Here is a 951-nt window from a genome sequence, read left to right as displayed (position 1 = left end):
TCGGCCGCGCTCACCGTGACGACGAGGTCCGCCTCGCGCGCGAGTCGCCGCTCCCCCGCCGGCCGGCCCGGGGACTCGGGACGCTCTCCTTCGGTGAGAGGCGTCGTGCTCCCGGCGGCGATGCTGTGGTAGCTCTGCACCATGGGCACGCCGAGCTCCGCGGCGACCGGCAGCGCGGCGAGCCCCGAGTACCAGTGCTCGGCGTGGATGAGGTCCACCGGATGCTCGGCCAACCGCGCGCGCAGGGCGTCGCCGAAGGGCTGGATCAGCGCCTCGTGCTCACCCTTCGCGAGCAGCCTCGGCGGCCCGGCGTCGAGGTGGACGACGGAGAGCCCGGGCACCGGCTCGACCTCGTCGGGCAGCTCGGGCGAGCTGCGCCGCGTGATGAGCTGCACCCGGTGGCCGGCCCTGGCCAGTTCCTCGGCGTGCGCGCGGACGACGACGTTCATGCCTCCCGCGTCCTTGGTCCCCGGTTCGTCGAGGGGGGAGGTGTGCAGCACCACGAAGGCGATGCCGAGCGGGGAGGGAGTCACCCTACGACCGTATCGCAGGGCGACTTGCCGGGAATACCTCCCCCGGGTATATAGTTGGAGTATGCGAACACATACCCCACCTGGGTATATGTCGCACCAGAGCCGCCGAAGGGAACGCGCCATGGGGACCATCGAGTACACCGTCACCGGGATGACCTGCACCAGCTGCGAACGCCACGTGCGCGACGAGATCGGACGGATCGCCGGCGTCACCGGCGTCAAGGTCGACCACCGGACCGGCCGGCTGGCGGTGACCGCGGATGCCGCGTCAGGCGCTGCCGACGTCAATGCCGTCGACTTCGACGCCGCCGTTCTCGCGGCGGTCGACGAGGCCGGCTACTCCGCGGCCCGATCCTGATCCGCCGCCGCGGCGGTCCCGCCCCCCCCGGCCGGCACGGCCCCCCCCCCCACACCACCC

General features: G+C 72.8%; 2 protein-coding genes. One reads left to right on the top strand and one right to left on the bottom strand.

The annotated features are described in order from the left end of the window. On the bottom strand, positions 1–533 hold a 533-nt coding region (locus ACFPZL_RS13720), incomplete at its 3' end, for a glycosyltransferase (RefSeq protein WP_382335943.1). A 121-nt stretch (positions 534–654) separates the two neighbouring features. Between ACFPZL_RS13720 and ACFPZL_RS13715 the strand changes: the two genes are divergently transcribed. Next, positions 655–891, top strand: coding sequence for a heavy-metal-associated domain-containing protein (locus ACFPZL_RS13715; RefSeq protein ID WP_218114494.1), 237 nt, complete (start codon positions 655–657; stop codon positions 889–891). Positions 892–951: the final 60 nt, after the last annotated feature.

The organism is Leucobacter soli (assembly GCF_042659205.1).
Lineage (GTDB): Bacteria > Actinomycetota > Actinomycetes > Actinomycetales > Microbacteriaceae > Leucobacter > Leucobacter soli.
The sequence above is the reverse complement of the archived record's forward strand: the minus strand, read 5'-3'. Positions and strand labels throughout refer to the sequence as shown.

What these genes read in the sequence shown, in the direction of transcription:
- ACFPZL_RS13715 (WP_218114494.1), top strand. Translation starts at nt 655, where the DNA reads ATGGGGACCATCGAGTACACCGTCACCGGGATGACCTGCACCAGCTGC.